This window comes from Prauserella aidingensis (assembly GCF_024171865.1).
Classification (GTDB): domain Bacteria; phylum Actinomycetota; class Actinomycetes; order Mycobacteriales; family Pseudonocardiaceae; genus Prauserella; species Prauserella aidingensis.
In genome coordinates this window covers 29589-50738 of sequence record NZ_JAMTCN010000022.1, presented here as the reverse complement: position 1 = coordinate 50738, position 21150 = coordinate 29589, and the positions used below count along the sequence as shown (strand labels likewise).

Annotated in this window: 18 protein-coding genes; 11 read left to right on the top strand and 7 right to left on the bottom strand. The window is 71.1% G+C overall.

Features of this window, described 5'->3' with window-relative positions; all coding sequences use genetic code 11:
- Positions 1-27: 27 nt before the first annotated feature.
- Positions 28-765: an ABC transporter ATP-binding protein gene (locus tag LY13_RS19410; protein ID WP_253830026.1), complete on the top strand. Its 738-nt coding sequence runs from the start codon at positions 28-30 to the stop codon at positions 763-765.
- Positions 762-2981 carry an FtsX-like permease family protein gene (locus LY13_RS19405; protein ID WP_253830025.1) on the top strand — a complete coding sequence of 740 codons (2220 nt, stop codon included), beginning with the start codon at positions 762-764 and terminating at the stop codon, positions 2979-2981. The genes LY13_RS19410 and LY13_RS19405 overlap by 4 nt, the downstream gene beginning before the upstream one ends.
- A gap of 357 nt (positions 2982-3338) precedes the next feature.
- Here LY13_RS19405 and trmB read toward each other — a convergent pair whose 3' ends face one another.
- The 4 genes from trmB to LY13_RS19385 all read right to left on the bottom strand — a co-directional run bounded on the left by trmB (position 3339) and on the right by LY13_RS19385 (position 6895).
- Complete coding sequence (gene trmB, locus LY13_RS19400) at positions 3339-4034, bottom strand: tRNA (guanosine(46)-N7)-methyltransferase TrmB (RefSeq protein WP_253830024.1); 696 nt, start codon at positions 4032-4034, stop codon at positions 3339-3341.
- Positions 4035-4056: 22 nt separating this feature from the next.
- Positions 4057-4551 (bottom strand): hypothetical protein, encoded by a 495-nt coding sequence (locus LY13_RS19395; protein WP_253830059.1) that lies wholly within the window; start codon positions 4549-4551, stop codon positions 4057-4059.
- A 584-nt stretch (positions 4552-5135) separates the two neighbouring features.
- Positions 5136-5897, bottom strand: a complete 762-nt coding sequence (locus tag LY13_RS19390; protein WP_253830023.1) for a hypothetical protein — start codon at positions 5895-5897, stop codon at positions 5136-5138.
- Positions 5898-5944: 47 nt separating this feature from the next.
- Complete coding sequence (locus LY13_RS19385; RefSeq protein WP_253830022.1) at positions 5945-6895, bottom strand: ABC transporter ATP-binding protein; 951 nt, start codon at positions 6893-6895, stop codon at positions 5945-5947.
- 430 nt (positions 6896-7325) lie between these two features.
- Here LY13_RS19385 and LY13_RS19380 point away from each other — a divergent pair, with 430 nt between their 5' ends.
- A complete protein-coding gene (locus LY13_RS19380; protein ID WP_253830021.1) occupies positions 7326-8057 on the top strand; it encodes a TetR/AcrR family transcriptional regulator in 732 nt (243 codons plus the stop codon).
- Positions 8054-8980, top strand: coding sequence for an SDR family oxidoreductase (locus LY13_RS19375; protein WP_253830020.1), 927 nt, complete (start codon positions 8054-8056; stop codon positions 8978-8980). The genes LY13_RS19380 and LY13_RS19375 overlap by 4 nt, the downstream gene beginning before the upstream one ends.
- 133 nt (positions 8981-9113) lie before the next feature.
- Here LY13_RS19375 and LY13_RS19370 read toward each other — a convergent pair whose 3' ends face one another.
- Complete coding sequence (locus LY13_RS19370; protein ID WP_253830019.1) at positions 9114-9767, bottom strand: response regulator; 654 nt, start codon at positions 9765-9767, stop codon at positions 9114-9116.
- Positions 9764-11122, bottom strand: coding sequence for a sensor histidine kinase (locus LY13_RS19365; protein ID WP_253830058.1), 1359 nt, complete (start codon positions 11120-11122; stop codon positions 9764-9766). The genes LY13_RS19370 and LY13_RS19365 overlap by 4 nt, the downstream gene beginning before the upstream one ends.
- Before the next feature lie 265 nt (positions 11123-11387).
- Here LY13_RS19365 and LY13_RS19360 point away from each other — a divergent pair, with 265 nt between their 5' ends.
- From LY13_RS19360 to LY13_RS19340, 5 genes are all read left to right on the top strand, one after another.
- A complete protein-coding gene (locus tag LY13_RS19360; RefSeq protein WP_253830018.1) occupies positions 11388-13277 on the top strand; it encodes a dynamin family protein in 1890 nt (629 codons plus the stop codon).
- Positions 13278-13280: 3 nt separating this feature from the next.
- A complete protein-coding gene (grpE, locus tag LY13_RS19355; RefSeq protein WP_253830017.1) occupies positions 13281-13682 on the top strand; it encodes a nucleotide exchange factor GrpE in 402 nt (133 codons plus the stop codon).
- A gap of 33 nt (positions 13683-13715) precedes the next feature.
- The gene (locus LY13_RS19350; RefSeq protein WP_253830016.1) at positions 13716-15581 is read left to right on the top strand and encodes a dynamin family protein; all 1866 of its coding nucleotides are present in this window, start codon (positions 13716-13718) and stop codon (positions 15579-15581) included.
- A 179-nt stretch (positions 15582-15760) separates the two neighbouring features.
- On the top strand, positions 15761-16471 hold the full coding sequence (locus LY13_RS19345; RefSeq protein ID WP_253830015.1) for an MSCRAMM family adhesin SdrC: 711 nt from the start codon (positions 15761-15763) through the stop codon (positions 16469-16471).
- A gap of 459 nt (positions 16472-16930) precedes the next feature.
- Positions 16931-18760, top strand: a complete 1830-nt coding sequence (locus LY13_RS19340) for a phosphoenolpyruvate carboxykinase (GTP) (RefSeq protein ID WP_253830014.1) — start codon at positions 16931-16933, stop codon at positions 18758-18760.
- A gap of 69 nt (positions 18761-18829) precedes the next feature.
- On the opposite strand, the gene LY13_RS19335 is transcribed toward LY13_RS19340, so the two are convergent.
- Positions 18830-19567, bottom strand: a complete 738-nt coding sequence (locus tag LY13_RS19335) for a class I SAM-dependent methyltransferase (RefSeq protein ID WP_253830013.1) — start codon at positions 19565-19567, stop codon at positions 18830-18832.
- Positions 19568-19674: 107 nt separating this feature from the next.
- On the opposite strand from LY13_RS19335, the gene LY13_RS19330 reads away from it, so the two are divergent.
- Both LY13_RS19330 and LY13_RS19325 read left to right on the top strand, forming a co-directional pair.
- Positions 19675-20514 (top strand): TIGR03621 family F420-dependent LLM class oxidoreductase, encoded by an 840-nt coding sequence (locus LY13_RS19330; RefSeq protein ID WP_253830012.1) that lies wholly within the window; start codon positions 19675-19677, stop codon positions 20512-20514.
- Complete coding sequence (locus tag LY13_RS19325; protein ID WP_253830011.1) at positions 20514-21137, top strand: ABC transporter ATP-binding protein; 624 nt, start codon at positions 20514-20516, stop codon at positions 21135-21137. Before LY13_RS19330 ends, LY13_RS19325 begins: the two co-directional genes overlap by 1 nt.
- Positions 21138-21150: the final 13 nt, after the last annotated feature.

The following is a 21150-nucleotide window of genomic DNA, read 5'->3' as shown; positions in this document are numbered from 1 at the left end:
CGTCCGCCCACGGCAAGCTGCACAGCCATGACGACACGGACCTCGGAACGACCACCCTCATCGGAGAATCGGGCCCGGCCCGCGCTGAGCGGCCGCGGCCTCAGCAAGCGGTACGGCACGCAGTACGCGTTGTCCGGAGTGGATATCGACGTCACGCCTGGTGAGGCGATGGCGATCGTCGGGCCCTCCGGGTCCGGCAAATCGACGCTGCTGCACGTGCTCGCGGGCATCCTTCCCGCCGACGACGGCGAGGTGGCGCTCGGCGGCAGGCGTATCGACTCGCTGGGCGAGACCAAACGCAGCGAGCTGCGGCGCACCGAGTTCGGCTTCGTGTTCCAGTCGGGCATGCTGGTCGGCGAGCTGTCGGCGGAGGAGAACGCCGCGCTGCCCACGCTGTTGGCGGGCACCGGTCGCAGGGAGGCACTGGCCGAGGCGCGCCGGTGGCTGGAACACCTCGGCCTCTCCGGCAAGGAACGCAACCGCCCCGGCGAACTGTCCGGCGGGCAGGCACAGCGCGTGGCGATCGCGCGGGCGCTGGCGCATCGGCCGAGCGTGATCTTCGCCGACGAGCCGACCGGAGCGCTCGACACCCGAACCGGTGGCGAAACCATGCAGGCACTGCTCGACGCGGCGGCCGGATCCGGCGCGGCGGTGGTGGTCGTGACGCACGATCGGGACCTGGCCGCGTCGGTGCCGCGCACCGTCAGCCTGCGGGACGGCCGGATCGACGCCGACACGCGTACGGGAGCGGTGGTGCCGGCGTGAACAGCTTCCAGCTCGCGCTGCGCGTGTTGCGCACCGACGGCCGCACCCGCGTCTCGGCGATCCTGATCGCCGTCGGCGTGGCCGTCGCGACGGCCCTGGTGCTGCTGCTCGTCGCGTTGCCGGGCGCCACCGAGACGCGCGCGGACCGGGCCGCGTGGCAGCAGTACGGCGAGCTGTCGGAGGACGGGGCGTCACTGAAGTTGGCCGTCAGCGACGACGTGGCGCCGGACGGCAGGGAGATCCAGCGGGTGGACGTCGCCGCCCTGGCCGACCCCACGCAGATCGACCTTCCACCCGGCATCGACCGGCTGCCCGCACCCGGCGAGACGCTGCTGTCTCCCGAGCTGGCCGACGTGGTCGACCACACGCCCGGTTCGCAGCTAGGTGAGCGGTTCGGCGAGAAGGCGGGGGTACTCGGTGACGACGCGCTGGAGTATCCGGAGCAGCTGGTCGCGTTGGTCGGCCACACGCCCGGTGACCTGCCCGGGACGGCGATGCCGCAGGACGGGTTCAACCCCTCCGGGCAGGGTGCCGACCCGTTTCTCGGCCTGCTCGCGGGTGTCGGGGTGGTGGTGCTGACGGTGCCGAGCATGGTGCTGGTCGCGTCGTCGGCGAGGCTGATCGCAGCGCGCAGGGAGCGCAGGCTCGCCGCGTTCCGGCTGGCGGGCGCGACGCCACGTCAGGTGATCGGCATGGTCACGGCCGAGACGGCGATCGCCGCGGCCGGAGGTGCACTGCTCGGCTGGGCGGTGAGCCCGCTGCTGTGGCAGGCGGCCACCGTCGTGCCCTGGAACGGCGGCACGTGGCAGGCCGCCGACTTCGTGCTCGGCCCCGCGCCGACGGTGGCGATCGTCGTGGGCGTGCCGGTGCTGGTTCTGCTGGCCGCGGTCCTCGGACTGCGGCGGGTGCTGTCGGCACCGTTGGGTGCCGCGGGTGGGCACACGCCCAAGCCGCTGCGCTGGTGGCGGCTGGTGCCGTTGCCGGTGTCGGGCGCGCTGTTCGCCTTCCTGGTCGCGACGGGTGACAGCCAGTTCGAAGGGACGCTGCTGCTGCTGTCGATGGCGATGGTGATCGGATCGCTGACGCTCGCAGGCCCGTGGATCACCGCGGCGATCGGTGGTCTGTTCGTGCGGCGCTGGCGCAAGCCGTCGGCGTTGTTGGCGGGTCGCAGGCTGCGGGACGATCCCCGCGGCGCCTACCGGGCGACCGCCGGTGTGGTGCTGGCCGTGTTCACCGGCTCGATGGCGCTGACGGTGCTGCCGAGCATCGAAGGCCAGGCGGGCGCGCTGCGGGAGTACGCCGACGGCGTGCTGTACGTCGAGACCGACTACGACTCACTGCGGCAGATCGCGGCCGACACCAACGACGCGCTGGCGCGTTACGGCCAGGACGAGCGTGCGGCGACGATCGGCGACGTCTTCCTCGGTGACGAGCATGCCCTCGCCAAGGTCGTCGACTGCGATGCGGCCGAGCAACTCCTGGCGGTCGACATGCGCGGGGCGTGCGAGGGCGAGCCGGGCGTGTACACGCCGTACCCGGGTGTTTCGCGGGGCGAGCTCACCGTTTCGGCGGATTTCGATCGGCCCGGAACATCGCTGGCCGCCGACGTGCCGGTGCGGCCGATGACGGCGACGTCCGAGGCGGCACCCGAGGCGATCGTCGACTCGGCGGTGATCCCCTCGGACTTCACCCCGAGCACGGGTGTGGTTGCGGTGCCGTCGACGCCCGTCAACGTCGACGTCGTCCGGACGGCGCTGGCATCCGCCGCGGACGGACTGCAGGTGCAGAGCAGGCAGGCGCGCCTCGCCGGGCAGAACTCGCAGCTCGACGATCTGCAGCGGGTCACGGTGATCGGCCTGATCGTGGCGGCGGTGCTCGGCGGATGTAGCGCGGCCGTGAGCACGGCCGGATCGGTGCTCGACCGGCGGCGCACGTTCGGTGCGCTCATGGCGGCAGGCACGCCGGTGCGGGTGCTGGCGAGGGCACTGCGCGCGGAGGCGGCGCTGCCCGCGTTGGTCGCGACGGTCGGCGCCGGCGTGGCCGGGACGCTCGTCGGGATCGGGCTGTTCGCCGTCGTCGTCGACGACGGCGCGAGGGTGCTCACGCCGTGGCTCGCGGCGCCGGTGGTGCTGGGGATCGGTGTCGCGCTGATCGCGTCGTCGGTGTGCAGCCCGGCCCTGCGCCGCGTGCAGGCCGAGCCCCTGGCCGACGAGTAACCGCAGGGAAGAGCCGGTCGCCGGGTCTCGGGGCCCGGCAACCACAACCCCGGGACCAGGGGGAACGGGGAAATCGGGGGAACAAGGGGAGACACGGCGGGGCGTTCATCGGGGGACGCCCCGCCGTGTTGCGCCTCCCGGGGACCGTGTTGCGCCTTCGGGAGCCCGTGTTGCGCCTTCGGGGGCCCGTGTTGCGCCCTCGGGAGCCCGTGTTGCGTTTTCCGGGGCCTGTGTTGCGCACTCCCGTCGCCCACCCACCGGCCCGACGACGCGCTACGCGCGGCCCCGCTTCGGAGCACGTGGCGCTCGGGGCTTCCGGGGCAGGACCGCCCGCCGCCGTGACTCGGGCCCGGGCCGTCAGCGCTTCTCGAAGATCAGGTCGCGGGAAACGCGGCCCTCCTCCTCGGCGCGCTGCTCGAACTTCGTCACGGGACGCCATTCGGGTCGCGGTGCCCACCCGTCGAACCGGTTGACCAGCGACGTCTCCGCCGAACACACCTCGAGCATCTGGTCGGCGTAGTCCTGCCAGTCCGTCGCGAGGTGCAGTGTGCCCCCGTGAGCCAGCCGCGACGCCACGAGCTCGCCGAACGCGGGCTGCACGAGTCGCCGCTTGTGGTGGCGCTTCTTCGGCCACGGGTCGGGGAAGAAGATGCGCACCCCCGCCAGCGAGCCGGGTTCGACGTGGTCGCGCAGCAACGGCACCGTGTCGCCGTGCAGCAGCCGCAGGTTCGTCACGCCGAGCTTGTCGGCGCGCAGCATCAGCTGGCCCAGGCCCGCCTCGTAGACCTCGATGGCCACGTAGTTGACCTCGGGTGCGGCCGCCGCGAGCTGCGCCGTCGCCTCACCCATGCCGGAACCGATCTCCAGCACGACGGGTGCGGCCCTGCCGAACCATGCCTCGAAGTCGATCGGTCCGGGTTCGAGTTCGGACACCGCCCGGCCCAGCTCGGGCCACCGGGTGTCCCACGCGCGCTGCTGGCCGACCGTCATCCGCCCGCCGCGCTTGACGTAGCTGACGACGCTGCGCAACCGGGGTTGTCCTTCGCTCTCCACGGACGCCGACGATAGCCGCGGCTCAGCGGACCGCTTCGATCTCCCCCAGGCGCGAGCGCAGTGCGGCGAGTCCGCCGATCGCTACCGGCTCGGGCGAGACGGACTCGTGTGCGGGGACCATGTCGATCCACCCGGTGTGGCGGGACGTGTTGACGATCGTCGTGGGCATTCGGCGGTGCTCGCCGGTTCCCTCGGACGGCAGGAACTCCCAGAATCCGGATTCGCCGTCGTCGGCCCACGGTACGAATTCCCACCCGGGGCGGCGGTTGAGCAGCTTGTGCACGCGGTCCTCGATGCGGAATCCGGCGTCGCGTGATTCGAGCTTGCCGTCCGAGAGCGCGCGCAGCCACCACGGTGACGGCACGTGTTCGCCGGACCTGCCCGCCGCGCGGTAGACGGCCAGCACCTGGCTGAGCGGTGCGCGGTGGACCCACGCCGCGCGCAGGTCGGCCGGGCTCGCCGCGTCGCCGTTCACGAGCGGCAGCTCGATGGCCTGTGACCATTCCAGGCCGGCCATCGGCTCGAGGTTGAGCGAGGGGTCGTCGGCGCTGTTCGCCGCACCGTCGCCGACGGCACCGCCCGGTGGGCCGCCACCCGAGGCGCGGTCAGCCGGGACGCCGCTCACCGGGGCACCGCTCACCGGGACACCGCTGCGCGGTCGGTCCCCGTTCGGTCGTCCGCCGACTTCCGGCGGTGTGCCGCCGTCCCGACGCGGGGCCTGGAACTCCTGTTGAATATCGGACACCGTCAAGGATCACCTCCGTAGAGTCCTGACGGGCTGACATCCAGCATCCCCCGAACCGTCGCCGTCGCGCGTCCTCCGTGGGGGTACTCACACCAGGTTTTACCCGCGGTTGATTCTCGAATTCCGCCGGAAACGAGGCGCGGTCCACTCGAATGCCGCAGTCGCACGTCCACCCGCGATCATGCCGGCCGGGCACGCGAAGGGGCCCGGGCCGCCCCCGAAACGCGGCCCGGGCCCATTGCTCCCCCTCTGCGGGGGTCCCGCCCACCCGCGGCCCCGCGGCGGTCCCGTTCGCCTTTCGCGGGTGGGCGGTCCTTCCCCGGCGTGGGCGCCCTCCCCCGAGGACGCCCACGCGGTCACGCGTCGCGCTTGCGCGCGGTGACGATCGAGATGGCCAGCAGCACCACGGCGAACGCGGCGAAGTAGGCCAGTGCCCACCACGGGCTCAGCGTCGACGTCGACAGCGGCTGCCCGTACGTCGCACCGTTCGCGGACTCGCCGTTGCCGGTGACGAACTTGTGCAGCACGTTGAACGGCAGCCACTTGAAGATGTCGGCGCCGATCCCCGGGATCAGCGTGACCAGGTTCTCGGCGGCGAGGAAGTAGATCAGTACGAGCGAGATGGCGCCCGCGCTGTGCCGGACGAGGATGCCGACCGCCATCGCGACGACGGCCGCCAGCGCGCACGCGGGCCCCACACCGGCGACGTTGATCCAGTCGGCCGTGCTGTTGAGCGCCAGGTCGGCTTCCGGCTGGATCAGCGTGGCCAGGCCCCACGGCAGGAAGGCCATGATCTCGCCGATGACCAGCGCGACCAGCGCGATCACGGCCGCCTTGGCCGAGAGCGCCGCGGCGCGGTTCGGTACCGCCTGGAACGTGGTGCGGATGGTGCCGAACCGGTATTCGGTGGTGACGGCGAGTGTTGCCAGCACCATGATCACGGCCATGCCGAAGCTGTAGGCGTACTGCGTGGCCGACACGGTGGCCGGGAACTGGGCGTTGCTCTGGCTCACGACAAGCGCGGTGAAGCCGCCGGTGAGCAGCAGCGCCGTGAGCGCGCACCACCACGGTGAGCGGGTGCTGAGCAGTTTGATGCGTTCGACTGCGAGAAGAGTCATGTCGGTGTCCCCTGTTGGTTCGTGGCGCGGTCGGTGGGCCGTCGCCGTCAGTTCGTGACGGCCGCGTGACCGGCGGGCTGCTCGGCGGCTTCGGTCTCGAGATCGGCGTGGTACTCGACCGAGTCACCCGTGATCTGCATGAACGCCTGCTCCAGCGAGCCCTGCTGCGGGGCGAGCTCGTGCAGCGTGACCTGGTTCTCCATCGCCAACTCACCGATCTTCTCGCCCGCGACTCCCGCGACGAGCAGTCCGTCGTCGGTGGTCGTCACGGTCGCGCCGACGCGGTCGAGCGCGGGACGCAGCCGGTCGAGGTGCGGGCTGCGCACCTTGACCGTGCTGTCGGTGGCGCGTGCGACGAACTCCTCGGTGGTGCTCTGCGAGATCAGCTTGCCCTTGCCGATGACGACGAGGTCCGTGGCCGTCAGCGCCATCTCCGAGAGCAGGTGGCTGGAGACGAACACGGTGCGGCCCTCTTCGGCGAGGCGCTGCATGAACTTGCGGATCCAGAGGATGCCTTCGGGGTCGAGGCCGTTGACCGGCTCGTCGAAGAGCAATACCTCCGGGTCGCCCAGCAGCGCGCCCGCGATGCCGAGCCGTTGCGACATGCCCAGTGAGAACCCGCCTGCGCGCTTGTTCGCGACCTCGGACAGGCCGACGATGTCGAGCACCTCGTCGACGCGTTTCGGCGAGATCTTGTTCGACTTCGCCATCCACGACAGGTGCGCGCGGGCGCTGCGGTTGGGGTGCACCCAGTGCGCCTCGAGCAGCGCGCCGACCGTCCGCAGTGGATGGTGCAGCTCGGAGTAGCGCTTACCCCCGATGGTGACGACGCCGCCGGTCGGGTTGTCGAGCCCGAGCATCATCCGCATCGTCGTCGACTTGCCGGCGCCGTTCGGCCCGAGGAATCCGGTCACGCGTCCGGATTCGACGGTGAACGACAGGTCGTCGACGGCGAGTTTGTCGCCGTACCTCTTGGTGAGGCTCTGCGCCTCGATCATGGTGTCCTCCTGTGGCGGCGTGCGACGGCCGTCGGTGTGGTCGGATCGGGTTTCACGGGACCCGCCCCCGGCAGGTCCCCGGTCACCGCGGTGGCCGTCGAACGTCGTTGTCGTCCCCGGTGCGGCGATGTCGCCTGGATTCATCGCCTGTGGTGCGCTTCATCTTTCCGGCTACCCGGCCGCCCGCGCGTCATCCTGTAGACCGAAATCGGGTTGGCCCGTGGTCGTACGCGGCGGTCGGTGGTCGGGTCGATCCAGGCTGTCGCCGGTGCTCACAGCTTCGCGGATCGGGCGCCTGTGCGCGATCGGTGACAACCCTGAGTTCCCCCTGAACCGCGCGCCGCCGGCCCGGAGGTGCGGGCGGCGGGAGGCGTGTCGACAGACGTGACCACGGCTTGCGGTAGTTATTGAACTATGGTTCATTAATGGGGTGGCGAGACCGCGGACCATCACCGACGAACGGCTTCTGGCGGCGACCGCCGCCGTCATCGAACGGACCGGGCCCGGGTTCACGCTGGCGCAGGTCGCCCGCGAGGCGGGTGTGGCTGTCGGCAGCGTCGCGCAGCGGTTCGGGTCGAAGTCGGGGCTGCTGCGGGCGTTGACGGAGGCCGGACGCGTACAGGCCGTCGAGCGCATGCGGTCGGCGGCCGAGGCGGCGGACTCACCGGAGTCGGCGGTCCGGGCGGCGCTGCTCGCGGTGTTCGCAGGTCTGGACAGCGGCGGTGACTCCGGAGTGACCAACCACCTGGCCCAGCTCGGCACCGACCTTGCCGACCCACAACTGCGCGGACTGCTCGGTCTGCACTACGCGGCGTTGCGACAGGAGCTGTCCGGGTTGCTGCGGGTGGCGGGCACCGCGGACGAGTGGCGTGGACCGGAGCCCGACGTCGCCGCACGCGTACTTCTCTCGGCGGTCAACGGCGCGGCGCTGGACTGGTCGCTTCTGCCGGGCGGCGGCGCGGATTCCGACGACGCCGATTCGAACGGTGCCGGTTCGAACGACGCGGGTTCGAACGGTGCCGGTTCGAACCACGCGGCGTCGTCACACCCGGAGGCTGTGCCCCCGGAGGCTGCGGCGACCGCCGACACGGGAGGCAGGCCCGCGCTACGGGACTGCCTCGCCGAAACCATCGACGTGATCATGAAGGGGTGGCTGCCATGACGGGAGCCGGAACACTGGCGGGCAAGGTCGCCGTCGTGACGGGTGCGACGCGCGGCTGCGGCCGGGCGATCGCCGTGGAACTGGGACGGGCCGGTGCGACCGTGTTCGCCGCGGGCAGGACCACGCGCGAGCACGCGTCGCCGATGGGCAGGCCCGAGACCATCGAGGGGACGGCCGAACTCGTCGAGGAGCTGGGCGGCCGTGGGATCCCGGTCCGGTGCGACGTCTCGAATGCGGCCGATGTGGACGGACTCGTCGCCAGGGTCGAGGCGGAAGCGGGCGGCCGGGTCGACGTGCTCGTCGACGACGTGTGGGGCGGCGATCCGTACGTCGACTTCGACAACCCGTACTGGGAGTCGTCGTTGGACAGTGCGCTGACGGTCGTCCGCGGTGGGCTGGAGACGCACCTGATCGCGTTGCATCGGCTGCTGCCGCTCGTGGTGCGCAATCCGGGTGGGCTGGTCGTCGAGGTGACCGACGGGGAGGACGACGAGTATCTCGGCGCCGGCATCCCGTACTACCTCGTCAAGTGCGGTGTGCGGGCGATCGGCAGGGCTCTCGGTGCGGAGTTGGCGAAACACGACTGCACGGGGTTGTCGGTCACGCCGGGATTCCTGCGGTCGGAGGCGATGCTCGAGCTGTTCGGCGTCACCGAGGAGAACTGGCGGGACGCGGTGACCGACGAGCGCCCGGAGTTCGCCGTGTCGGAGACGCCCGCGTTCCTGGCGCGGTGCGTCGCGGCGCTGGCGGCGGATCCCGAGGTGCGCCGGCTCGCGGGGCGCACGCTCGCGTCGTGGTCGCTGGCGCCGATGTACGACGTCACCGACGTCGACGGCAGCCGCCCCGACTTCGGCCGCTACTTTCGCGAGGTCTTCCAGGCGGGCGTCGACCCGAAGACGGTCGACACGTCGGTGTACCGCTGACCGCCTCCCGGAACTTTTCCACCCCGCCCCGTTTCGGCAGTGCCCCCAAGGGCACCTTGGTGGCACTCAACGCGACCAAGGTGCCCTTGGGGCATTGGAGTCACGGCTCGCTCCGGAAGATTTTCGGCGGGCGTCAGGATCCGGGACGGGCGAGGCCGGTCTCGTAGGCGAGGACGACGGCCTGGACACGGTCGCGCAGGTCGAGTTTCGTGAGTATACGGCCGACGTGGGTCTTGACGGTCGCCTCGGACAGGAACAACTCCCCCGCGATCTCCGTGTTCGACAGCCCTTTCGCGACGTGGACCAGCACCTCGCGTTCGCGTTCGGTCAGCGCCTCCAGCGCGCTCTCGTCCCGCGGTGCGATCGCTCCCGTGCCGACGAAGCGGTCGAGCAGCCGCCGCGTCACGGCGGGCGAGACGACCGCGTCGCCGCCCGCCACCGACCGCAGCGCCGAGATCAGGTCGTCCGGCGGCGTGTCCTTCAGCAGGAAACCCGAAGCTCCGGCCTGCAACGCCGAGTAGACGTACTCGTCGAGGTCGAACGTCGTCATGACCAGCACACGGGAGCCGGCGGCCGCCACGATCCGCCGGGTCGCCTCGACGCCGTCGAGCACGGGCATGCGCACGTCCATCAGCACGACGTCGGGGGCCAGCTCCTCGGCGAGCCGCACCGCCTCCTCGCCGTTGCCTGCCTCGCCGGTGACCTCGATGCCGTCGGACGCGTCGAGCACCATGCGGAAGCCCACGCGCATCAGTTCCTGATCGTCGACGACGAGCACCCGGATCATGCGCCCAACCTAACGGTGAGTTCGGCGCGCACCCGCCACCCTCCGCCGGGGGCGGGCCCGGCGGTGAGGGTGCCGTCGTGGACGTTCGTGCGTTCCCGCATGCCGATCAGCCCGTTCCCGCTCGACGCCCCCGATTCCGCCCCCGTCGCCGACGCTGCCGACGCTGCCGACGAGCCCGGCGCCCCCGATCCCGACGCCGACGTCGACGCCGACGGGGTGCGGCCCGCGGTTCCGCCTCCGGCGGCCTCGCCCGCCAGCACCGGGTTCGCGCGCCCCGCGCCGTCGTCCTCCACCTCGATGAGCACCGACCCGGCGTGGTCCCGGCCCCCGTCGCCGCCCCCGCCGCGGTCCCAACGCACCGTCACCTGCGCGCGCGTGCCCACGCCCGCGTGTTTGAGGCTGTTCGTCAGTGCCTCCTGGACGATCCGGTACACGCCGAGCGACACCCCTGCGGGCAGGTCGTCGATGCCCTCGTCCAGGTCGAGTCGCACCGTCAGCCCGGCCGTCTCGATGCGCTCGGCCAGCTCGACGAGGTCGGCCGCCGTCGGCTGCGGGGTCCGTGCCCCTTCCCCGCCGACACCGCTCTGTTCGTCACCGCCGTCGTCGGACGTGTCGTCACGCAGGATCGCCAGCAGCCGCCGCAGTTCGCTCAGCGCGCTGCGGCCCGTGTCGGAGATGGTGCCGATCGCACGTTCCGCCAGGTCGGGGTCTCTGCGCACCGCGAAGGATGCGCCGTCGGCGTGCACCACGATCACGCTGACGGCGTGCGCCACGACGTCGTGCAGCTCGCGGGCGATGCGTTCGCGTTCCTCGGCGACGGCGATGCGCGTGGCCTGGTGGCGTTCGTTCTCCAACAGGTGCAGCCGCGCCTCGACCTCCGCCTGGTACGCGCGCCGCGCGCCGACGAACTCGCCCAGCACCCAGCACAGCGCCAGCGCCAGCACGACGGTCACCGTGTTGACGATCCAGTCGTCGGGGTACTGGAGCGCCTGGTGCACCAGGCTCACGGCCAGCGTCAACGCGGTGTAGATCGCGGCCTGCTTGCGGCCGCTGTAGACCACGACCGTGTACAGCGCGATGCAGCTGACCACGGCCACGCTGAACGCGACGTCGCCGAACCCGGAGGCGACGTACGGGACCGTCCAGACGAGCACCCAGTACGCCATGACCAGCGGGTACTTGCGCCGCAGTGGGACGACGCCCAGCAGGATCACGATCAGCGGCAGGCCGAGGTACCACGGCGGGGTGGCGACGTCCGGCGCGGGAAAGGCCACGAACAGGCCGTAGATCAGCACGTCGAGTGCCAGCAACACGATGGCGATGAGGCTGTCGCCCACCGCGGGGTGGGCCCTCATCCAGAGACTGATCCGGCGCACTCGCCCACGGTAGGTGGCGACGGTGTGCCCGCGCGTCGCCCCGAGGTCGCACACGGGGTCGTCGCGGGGGATGACGCCCGGGAGCACGCTCGGGACGACGCGCTCCCCGCGCGACGGGCGCTTCCGGGCGTGATGTCCGGTTCGTCACCGGCGTGTCCCCGCGTCCGCGGTGGTCGGGGCGGGCGGCCGGGTGGGAGGATGTGCCCGCAAGCAGCGGTGGCAGGTACGGCCGGCAGGGGGTTCGATGACGGCGGCAGGTGAAGGCAGACCGGCCGGCCCGCTTTCGGAGTCGGTGGCGGATCTGTGCAACCGGCTGCGCGGTCAGGTGTCCCCGCGCACGGCGGCGGGCTTCACCGAGGTGCTGCGCAGGCTCGAGGCGCCGCTGCAGGTCGCGGTCGCCGGGCGGATCAAGTCCGGCAAGTCGACGCTGGTCAACGCGTTGATCGGGAGGCGCGTGGCGCCCACGGCCGTCGGCGAGTGCACGAGGCTGGTCACGCGGTTCCAGTACGGCACGGTCGACCGCATCGAGGTCGTGTTCACCGACGGCACCAAGCAGGTGCAACCGTTTGCGCCCGACGGCGGGATCCCGGCGGAGTTGGGCGTCGACATCGACCGGGTGTCGCACATCGAGGCGTACCTGACGAACGCCGTGCTGCGGGACATGACCGTGATCGACACCCCGGGGTTGGGGTCGCTCGACACGTCGTCGGTGGCGCGTACGCAGCGGGCGCTCGGCGCGACCCGACTCAGCGGTTCGCTCACCGACGACGATGACGACGACGCCGTCGAACAGCCCGCACAGCCCGGCGACGGCGGGTCCTCGGAGGACGCCGAGTTCTCGGAGGACGCCGACACGCTCGACGAGACGTCCCGCAGTGCGCTGGTCGGCGCGGAGGCCGTGCTGTACGTCGTGACGCAGGGCATCCGGGCCGACGACCAGCAGGCCCTCGCGGCGTTCACCGCGGCGACGGCGAGTCGCGAGGCAGGCCCTGTCAACGCCATCGCGGTGCTGAACAAGGCCGACACGATCCCGCCGGAGTCGGTCGACGGCGCCGACGGCGACGTGTGGGCCGCCGCGACGAAGCTCGCCGAGAAGCAGGCGAGCCTGCTGCGGCCGCGTGTGGCCGACGTGCTGCCGGTGATCGGCCTGCTCGCCGAGTCGACGGAGACCGGGGCGTTCACCGGCACCGAGGCCGATGCCCTCCGTACCCTCGCGGGCCTCGACGACGGCGACCTGGAGGTCATGCTCGTCTCGGCCGACATCTTCACCTCGTGGGAGTGCGCCGTTCCGGCGGGCGTGCGGGTGCGTCTGCTGGAGAAGCTCGACCTGTTCGGCATCCGGCGTGCGATCGAGATCATCCGTGAGGACGAGCGGATCACGGTCGGTGCGCTGCACCGGCGGCTGCTCGACGTCTCGGGGCTCGATGCGGTGCACCGGCGGTTGTCGACCGTGTTCGCCGCGCGCGCCGACGGCATCAAGGCCGCCGCGGCGCTGGCTTCGATCACGGCGTTCGCCCACCAGTCCGGTGACCAGGCGGAACGACAGCGGGTGCACGACGCGATCGAGATGCTGCTCGCCCGGCCCGAGGCGCACCAGCTGCGCCTGCTCGAGGCGTTGACGCTGGTGACGTCCGGTGCTGTCGACATGCCGCAGGACCTGACCGACGAGGTACTGCGGGTCGGCAGCAGCGCCGAGGTCGACTCCCAGCTCGGCATGCCCGGCGCGTCGGCCGAGGACCTGTCGTCGTTCGCGCTGGAGCGCGCGGGCTGGTGGCGGTCGTTCGCGTCGTTCGGTGCCACGCCTGCCCAGGCCCGCGTGGCGCACGTGGTGCACAGGGCGTACTTCCTGATGTGGCAGCGGCTCAAGACCCGGGCGAGCCAGGCCGGTGCCGCCTCCGCGGGAGGTGGCGAGGCGCCGGCCGCCGGCGCGCGGCCCGGTGGTCCTCGTCCCGCCGCCCAGCCACGTCCGGCGGCTCCCCCACAGCCGCCTCCCCCACAACCGCCTCCGCCTCAGCCGGCACACCCGCAACGGGCTCCCCGACAGCCGGCGCGCACGCAATCGGCGCCGCCGCAGCCGGGCCGTCCCGGTGCCGCGCCTCCGCACACGGCGGGACCCGGCCGACAGGGCCGGTGACCCGTGGGCGACCGAGTGGCCGACGGGATCGGGGACGAGGGAACCGTACCGGCGCGTAGCGCGTCGGAATGCGATGTGGACCCAGTAGCACTCGCCAGCGGCATCGAGCCGGAGCAGGCACTGGCCGACCGCCAGGCGCTGATCCAGCTCTGTCTGTACGCCATGGACCGTGCGCACAGCGACGGCGTCGCCGAGCGCATCGAGAAGGGGCTCGCGGCCATCGGCGTGCACGCGTTGCGGCCCGACGGCGCGCGGTTCGACCCGGCGCAACACGAGGCGGGCGGTGCCGTGCGCACCGACGAGGCCCGGCTGGAAGGCACGGTCGCCGAGACCGAGGTGCCCGGCTTCGTCGACCACGACCGGCTGCTGCGCGCACCCGTCGTCACCGTGTACACGCGTCGCTGATCCCGGTGGCCGGTCCCCGATAGGCTGCGCGCTGTGACGGCATCCACACGTTCGCTCGGCAAGGCAGGGCTGCCCGCGCAGGTGAAGCAGGCGCGGGAGTCGCTGCTCACGCTGCTGCGCGGCGAGGCCCCCGAGTCCGCCGACTGGGTGGAACAGCAGCGCAAGGCGGCTGCGGCCAAGCCGACGGTCGTGGTGGTCGGCGAGACGAACCGGGGCAAGAGTTCGCTGGTCAACGCCGTGCTGGCGGCGCCGGGGCTCTCGCCGGTCGACGCCGAGGTCGCGACGTCGACGTACCTGGTCTTCGATCACGCCGACGAGTGGTCCGCCAAGGCGTGCTACCCGGGGCAGCTCGCACCGGTGGGGTTCCCGATGGAGGAACTGCCCGCGTGGTCCTCCGCGTCCCGTGAACTGCCCGCGGGGCAGCTGCCGCCGCGATACGTGCAGGTCGACGGCCCGGTGCCGCTGCTGGAGCGCATCACGGTGGTCGACACGCCCGGCGTCGGCGGATTGGACGCGGGCCACGCCGACCTCGCGATGGAGGCTGCGGCCAACGCGACGGCACTGCTGTTCGTCGTCGACGCGTCCGCCCCGTTCACGTCGAGCGAGCTGCGGTTCCTGTCCGAGATGAGCGACCGCGTCGAGACCGTGCTGTTCGTGCTCGCCAAGACCGACCAGTTCCGGGGCTGGCGGGAGATCCTCGACGCCGACCGCAGGCTGCTGGCCGAACACGCGCCCAGGTTCGCCGAGGCACCGTTCCACGCGGTGTCGGCGCGCATGTTCGAGATGGCCGCGAAGGCGCCGAACGAACAGGCCGCGGTGACGCTGCGCGAGAAGTCGGGGGTCGCCGAGCTGCAGGGCGCCCTGCAGGAGACGCTCGTCGGCAGGGCGGCGATGCTGTCCGAGGCGAACACGATGCGCTCCCTGGCCACGGCCTTGTCGGAGCGGCAGGCGAAGGCGGTCGCCGACCAGCGAGCCCTGACGTCCGGCGAGGACGAGGCCGCCGCGCTGCGTGCCCGCCGGGACGAGTTGACCGCCGCGCGTCGTTCGTCGACGCGGGGGTGGCAGCTCAAGCTGCGCGGGGAGATCCAGCGCGCCCGCAGCGATCTGACGCACGAGTCGGCGCGGCGGATGCGGGATGCTCAGGCCCGGTTCCGCCAGGAGATCGACGGGGCGCGGCGACAGGACCTGAAGGACCTGCCCGCACAGGTCGACGCCGTGTTGCAGGCGTCGTCGCAGCACATCTCGGCGATGCTGGCGCATCGGCTCAACCAGGTCGCCGACGCGACGCTGGCGGAGCTGTTCTCCGAGGAGGAGCTGGCCGTCATCCGGTCGCAGTTCCTGCGCGGGGTGACGCCGCCGGTGGAGCTGCGGCCGCCTGACAAGCGCCCGTCGTCGGCGGAGGACAAGCTGCTGGTGTTCATGGGTCTGACCAGCGGTGCCGGCGCGGCGAAACTGGCGGCCGCGCCGCTGGCGGGGTTCGCGCTGTTCAACCCGATCGTGCTGCCCGCGACGGTCGTCGTCGGTCTCGGCGCGGGCTGGTGGGTCGGCAGGACGCGCAGGCACTCGGCCGACAAGCAGCACTCGAAGCAGTGGCTCGTCGAGTCGATCGCCGACGCCCGCTCCACGCTCGACCAGCTCGTGTCCGAGCAGCTCATCGAGGCGGAACAGCAGTTGTCACTGGCGCTCGACGAGGCGTTGAGCAGGCGGATCGAGTCGATCGAGGCCGAGCTCAAAGAGGTCGACAAGAGCATCAAGATGGACGCCCAGGAACGCAAGCAGAAGCTCGCCGTCGCGACGAAGCGGGTCAAGGACCTCGCGGACGGGCGGGAGCGTGCCGAGACGCTGCTGGGGCGGATCCGGGCGCTACGGGACCGGCCCCGGGGCGGCGAACAGGAATGACGTCCGGCGTTCGGGCCCTGGTGTCTGGTGGCGGGAACCGAACCGGCATACCGTGAGTCCCACTGACAAGACCCGCGCAAGGCGGGAGCACCGGGGAGGCCGGTGATCGCCGTGGGAGTCCGCGGCGCGGCCGGCGGGTGCCGAAAGGATCATCAGCCCTGAGCTAGGGGGAGTTTGCAGTGTGGGTCGACGACGGAAGCGCTGACACCACGGCCACCACCGAAGAGATGACGGTGACGGTCGACGGTGAGGAGTACACGGCCGAGCTGAACCAGGACGTCAACGGTGACGGCGTCTACGACGCCGCGCTCATCGAGCACGAGGACGGTTCGGCTCAGCTGTTCGTCGACACCGACGGCGACGGCGACGCCGACCAGTACGCGGCGGCGGATTCCGACCGCAACGTGACCGTCGAGGCGAAGTACGACGAGTCCAGCGGGCAGTGGATCGAGATGGGCGGAGGCTCCGCCGACGACGCGCCGCCCGAGACGGACGCCGGTGCCGGCGGCATGATCACCGCCGACCTGGGTGAGGGGGATGTCGAAGTCGGACCGGCGACGATCGACACCAACGAGGACGGCACGAACGACACCGCCATCGTCGAGACCGAGGACGGCAAGACGATCGCCTTCACCGACGCGGACGGTGACGGCGAGGCGGACATCGCCGTGGTCATCGACGAGCACGGCAACGAGGTCGTGCTCGAGAGCGACGGCGACGGCGAGTGGACCGAGACCGAAGGGTCCGGCGGTGGCTACGGCGGCACGTCCGGTGCCGCGCGTGCCCCCGAGGCGGCCGACCCGTGGGGCGAGGGCGCTTCGGCAGGGGCAGGCGTCGAGGGTGTGGCGAAGATCGACTCGGCCACCGGCCAGTGGATCAGCCAGAACTGACCGGCAGCGGCTCCCCCGCACGGAGCTGACGGGTGGGTCCACCTCGCCGGATCGGCGGCGCAACGATGGATTTGCTCCGATCGGGTGAGGATTGTCGGCTCTGTGGCGGCATTTCCGCGCGTGTCCACGGCTTTCTCCGGCCCGACGTCCGATGTGGCGTCGGGTCGGAGTTGTTCGCGGCCCTTTTCGTCGGCGTTCACCGCTTCTACCTGGCGAAAGTCATCCTTCAACTCGGCCGATCGGCTGCAACTGAATCGATTCCCTGATCGTTCTTGTGAGAGAACCGACAGCGCTGACCTGCCTGAAGGCGCAATACGGCCGTTAGTCTCTGGGAATCCCCAAGAAACGCACGCACCGCTTGGCCGCGGTGTGTGAAGCCATTTCGGTCGCCGGCAACGGAGCCCGCACCAGGACGCTGAAGTTCGGTGTGGGCTCTTGTCGTCGAAGACAGGAGAAGAGATGACTGCAGTAGCCATCCCAGGGCTGGACGACGCACCGACCACGCACAGTGGCGTGCTGTCTTGGGTGCGGGAGGTCGCGGAGCTGACCACGCCTGACCGCGTGGTGTGGGTCGACGGGTCCGAGGAAGAAGCCGAGCGCATCAACCAGGAACTGGTCGAGGCTGGCACGTTCGTCAAGCTCGACAAGCGGCCGAACTCCTACTGGGCCGCTTCCGACCCGAGTGACGTCGCACGGGTCGAGGAGCGCACCTTCATCTGTTCCGAGCGCGAAGAGGACGCCGGGCCCACCAACAACTGGATGGACCCGGGCGAGATGAAGGCCACCATGACCGAGCTCTACCGGGGCTGCATGCGTGGCCGGACGATGTACGTCATCCCGTTCTGCATGGGCCCGCTCGGCGACGACGACCCGAAGCTCGGCATCGAGGTCACCGACTTCGCCTACGTGGTGGCCTCCATGGGCGTCATGACCCGCATGGGCAAGAAGGCGCTCGACAAGTTCGTGACCGAGGACGGCACGGAGCGCGAGTTCGTGCCCGCGCTGCACTCGGTCGGCAAGCCGCTCGAGCCGGGTGAGCAGGACGTGCCGTGGCCGTGCAACGACACGAAGTACATCACGCACTTCCCGGAGTCGCGCACGATCTGGAGCTACGGCTCGGGCTACGGCGGCAACTCGCTGCTCGGCAAGAAGTGCTACTCGCTGCGCATCGCGTCGGCGATGGCGCGCGACGAGGGCTGGCTCGCCGAGCACATGCTGATCCTCAAGCTGATCTCGCCCGAGAACAAGGCCTACTACGTGGCGGCCGCGTTCCCGAGCGCCTGCGGCAAGACCAACCTCGCGATGCTGCAGCCGACCCTGCCGGGCTGGCGCGCCGAGACCATCGGTGACGACATCGCGTGGATGCGGTTCGGCGAGGACGGCAGGCTGTACGCGATCAACCCCGAGTTCGGCCTGTTCGGCGTCGCGCCCGGCACCGGTGAGAAGACGAACCCGGTGGCCGTGAAGACGATCGAAAAGGGCAACACGGTCTACACCAACGTCGCCCTGACCGACGACGGCGACGTCTGGTGGGAGGGCATGACCAAGGAGGCGCCCGCCCACCTGACTGACTGGAAGGGTCGCGACTGGACGCCGGACTCGGACGAGCCGGCCGCGCACCCGAACTCGCGGTTCTGCGCGCCCATCTCGCAGATCCCGACGCTGGCGCCGGAGTGGGACGACCCGCAGGGCGTGCCGATCTCGGCGATCCTGTTCGGTGGCCGCCGCAAGACGACGGTGCCGCTGGTCAACGAGTCCCGCGACTGGCAGCAGGGCGTGTTCATGGGCGCCACCATGTCGTCGGAGAAGACCGCGGCGGCCGCGGGCAAGGTCGGCGAGGTGCGCCGTGACCCGATGGCGATGCTGCCGTTCCTCGGCTACCACGCGGGCGACTACTTCCAGCACTGGCTGGACACCGGCAAGAACGCCGACCAGTCGAAGCTGCCGAAGATCTTCTACGTCAACTGGTTCCGCCGCGGTGACGACGGCCGGTTCCTGTGGCCGGGCTTCGGCGAGAACACGCGCGTGCTCAAGTGGATCGTCGAGCGCCTCGAAGGCACGGCGAACGCACAGGAGACGCCGGTGGGTCTCGTGCCGACCGCCGACGACATCGAGACGTCCGGCCTGTCGGAGCCGATCGAGGACATCCAGGCGTCGCTGGACGTGAACGTCGACGAGTGGAAGCAGGAGATCCCGCTCATCGAGGAGTGGTTCGCCTCCATCGGCGAGGACAAGATCCCGTCCGCGCTGAAGGACGAGCTCGCGGCGCTGAAGCAGCGCCTCGGCTGACCCCGTAACAGGCGGTGACGACCACCGTCACCCCCTTCAAGCCCCCAAGGGCAGTGCCCTTGGGGGCTTTTATGGCTCCGGGATGTCTGCACGTTGTGTGACGAAGACGTACTCCATGCCGGGGCGATCGGGCGCGTCGCGAACGTCGGTGACGTCGAACCCCGCGGAGTGCAGGCTCGTGGTGATCTCGTCGTGGTCGCGGAACCGCAGGGTCGAGTCCGAGGCCAGTGTGGTGCCGTCCGGGAAGCGATACATGTGCCGGAACGACACCAGCGGCAGGTCGACGTCGGTAACCGTGAGCTGTCCGGTCACGGTGCCGACCCCCGGCACGTCGCGGGTCACGGCCGGAGCCTGCGACCAGCGTTCCCACGCGCGTGCCTCCGGGCGGCGTGTCTCGAATGCGAGGTGACCGCCCGGTCGGAGCGCGTCGTGGATAGCGCCGAGCGTGCGGTGCCAGTCCTCGTCGGTGAGGAACACCTGCGCGACGTTGCCGGTCATCACGGCGAGATCGGCGCGGAACTCCGGCAGCTGCGCGGGCACCACGTCGGCACTTCCGCAGAGCCACGTGACGTCGGTGCTCTTGCCGCGCGCGATGTCCAGCGACGCCTCCGCCGGGTCGACGCCGACGACCTCCCGACCCGCCGCCAGCGCCACGGCCGGCTCGCCGGTACCGCAGCCGACGTCGAGCACGCGGCGGGCGCCCAGCTCATCGGCGATGGCCACGTAGAGCGGGATGTCGTCGCGAGGGCCGTCGAACGTGTCGTAGAGGGTTGCGAGGCGTGGGTCGGCGAAGATCGCGTCGGGCATGCGCGGAGGGTACGAGCGGGCACTCGACACCGGCGAACGGATTTCGCCCGTCGCGGACCCGGTGCTCGCGCGGTCTGCTCGGCGCCCGACTTCGGTAGCGTGCCGTCATGGGGTTCCGATTCGGCGTGAACATGCGCGCAACCGGCAAGCGGACGCAGTGGCTCGACAAGTGCCGCAAGGCCGAGGGTCTGGGGTTCGATGTCATCGCCGTACCCGATCACCTGGGGATGCCCGCGCCGCTGCCGTCACTGGTCGCCGCTGCGGAGGCGACCGAGCGGGTGCGGCTGGCGACGTTCGTCGTCAACACCGCGTTCTACAACCCGACCATGCTGGCCCGCGACGTCGACACCACGGACCAGTTGCTCGACGGCAGGCTCGAACTCGGTCTGGGCACGGGGTACGCCAGGGCGGAGTTCGACGCGGCGGGTCTGCCGTTCCCAGGCCCCGGCGCACGTCTGGACCACCTCGAACGGTGCCTGACCGTGCTGCGGGAACACTACGGTGAGCGGTCGTTGCCGCCGGTGCTGCTCGGCGGGCAGCGCGACCGGATGCTGCGCATCGCGGCGAGGGAGGCCGACGTCGTCGGGTTCACGGGCGCCCGCTTCAACCGCGACGGCGACGGTGCGACGCTCGCCGATCCGTCCGAACTGGATGAACGCGTGGCGCTCGTGCGCTCCGAGGCGGGCGAGCGGGACCCCGAACTGAACCTGTTGATCCAGCACGTCGAGGTCACCGATGACCGGGCGGCCGCACTGGAACGTCTCCGCCCGTACGACGCGACGAGGTCGGCGGACGAACTGGGCGAGCTGCCGGTGTTGCTGGTCGGCACGGCCGAGCAGATCGCCGACCGGCTGCGCGCCCAGCGGGAACGGTTCGGGTTCACCTACATCACCGTGCTGGAGAAGGACATGACCGCCTTCGCCGACGTCATCGAACGCCTGCGCTGATGGGGATCGTCGCCGACCGGCTCGGTGTTCGCGCCGGTGACGTGTGGCTGCTTCGCGAGGTCGACCTGTGCGTGCGGCCGGGCGAATGTCTGGTGCTCACCGGGCCCAACGGCAGCGGCAAGTCGACGCTCCTCCGCGTCCTGTACGGCATGGAGGCACCCGACGAGGGAACGGTCACCGTCGGGGGTGGCGTGCCGGACGAGCGGGACCGCCGGTTCCGCAGACGTGTGTCGGTGCTGTTCGACGACTCCGACTTCTTCGCCGACTGCACGCCGACTCAGCACCTGCGACTGATGGCGGGCTCGTTCGGCGTCGACCTCGACGTCGATGCGCTGCTCGACGACGCCGGGCTCGCCGACCGCGCAGATGTCACGGCCGGGTCGCTGTCGGCGGGTCAGCGGCGGCGGTTGCTCCTGCTGGGCGCGACGGCGAGGCCGTTCGACGTGCTCCTGCTCGACGAACCGGAGCGCGCTCTCGACGCCGCGGGAAAGCGGTGGCTGACCGACGTCATCACGCGCGCGACGGGAAACGGCACGGTCGTGGTGCTCGCGACGCACCATCCGCCGTTGCTCGACGCGGCCGACCACGTGCTCGACCTCGGGGCACTCGAATCGGCCCGGTAGCGAAAAGGCCTGT

Excerpts from the sequence above, each read along its gene's own strand:
- LY13_RS19335 (WP_253830013.1), bottom strand. The coding sequence starts at position 19,567 with ATGCCCGACGCGATCTTCGCCGACCCACGCCTCGCAACCCTCTACGAC.
- LY13_RS19360 (WP_253830018.1), top strand. The coding sequence starts at position 11,388 with ATGACGGCGGCAGGTGAAGGCAGACCGGCCGGCCCGCTTTCGGAGTCG.
- LY13_RS19395 (WP_253830059.1), bottom strand. The coding sequence starts at position 4,551 with ATGGCCGGCCTGGAATGGTCACAGGCCATCGAGCTGCCGCTCGTGAAC.
- LY13_RS19365 (WP_253830058.1), bottom strand. The coding sequence starts at position 11,122 with ATGAGGGCCCACCCCGCGGTGGGCGACAGCCTCATCGCCATCGTGTTG.
- LY13_RS19330 (WP_253830012.1), top strand. The coding sequence starts at position 19,675 with ATGGGGTTCCGATTCGGCGTGAACATGCGCGCAACCGGCAAGCGGACG.
- LY13_RS19325 (WP_253830011.1), top strand. The coding sequence starts at position 20,514 with ATGGGGATCGTCGCCGACCGGCTCGGTGTTCGCGCCGGTGACGTGTGG.
- LY13_RS19390 (WP_253830023.1), bottom strand. The coding sequence starts at position 5,897 with ATGACTCTTCTCGCAGTCGAACGCATCAAACTGCTCAGCACCCGCTCA.
- LY13_RS19370 (WP_253830019.1), bottom strand. The coding sequence starts at position 9,767 with ATGATCCGGGTGCTCGTCGTCGACGATCAGGAACTGATGCGCGTGGGC.
- LY13_RS19340 (WP_253830014.1), top strand. The coding sequence starts at position 16,931 with ATGACTGCAGTAGCCATCCCAGGGCTGGACGACGCACCGACCACGCAC.
- LY13_RS19375 (WP_253830020.1), top strand. The coding sequence starts at position 8,054 with ATGACGGGAGCCGGAACACTGGCGGGCAAGGTCGCCGTCGTGACGGGT.
- LY13_RS19385 (WP_253830022.1), bottom strand. The coding sequence starts at position 6,895 with ATGATCGAGGCGCAGAGCCTCACCAAGAGGTACGGCGACAAACTCGCC.
- LY13_RS19410 (WP_253830026.1), top strand. The coding sequence starts at position 28 with ATGACGACACGGACCTCGGAACGACCACCCTCATCGGAGAATCGGGCC.